This is a genomic window from Cognatundibacterium luofuense (assembly GCF_018139685.1).
Lineage (GTDB): Bacteria > Pseudomonadota > Gammaproteobacteria > Burkholderiales > Burkholderiaceae_D > Undibacterium > Undibacterium luofuense.
Window position 1 is genome coordinate 1 of the sequence record NZ_JAGSPN010000191.1, and the last position, 420, is coordinate 420.

Consider the following 420-nt stretch of genomic DNA (forward strand, 5'->3'; position numbering starts at 1 on the left):
GACTGCCCGGATTATTAAAGGTAATAGTCTGAGCAGCTTTCGGTGTCACCGCTGTCGATGCGGACGATGCACTGCCTGTACCGGCACTGTTCGTGGCGGTCACTGTAAAGGTGTATGCCGTGCCGTTCGTTAAGCCAGTCACATTGATCGGACTGGAAACACCGCTCACTGTTACACCACCCGGGCTGACCGTCACGGTATAACCTGTGACCGGTGCACCACCATTCGAAGCCGGTGCAGTAAAGGTCACTGTTGCTGAACCAGTACCTGCTGTTGCACTGACACTGGTCGGTGCACCCGGAACCACCGCAGCAACCGCGAAGGTTTGCTGTACCTGGGTCGCTGCATTGTATGTACCGTCACCTGCCTGATTCGCATTGATCGTACAGTTGCCTGTCGTCACAAAGGTCAGTGTGCTGC

General features: G+C 55.7%; 1 protein-coding gene. It reads right to left on the reverse strand.

What is annotated here, in order from left to right; translation table 11 throughout:
- Positions 1 to 420: fibronectin type III domain-containing protein (locus KDM89_RS19980; protein WP_212689626.1), on the reverse strand; the 420-nt coding region annotated here is incomplete at both ends.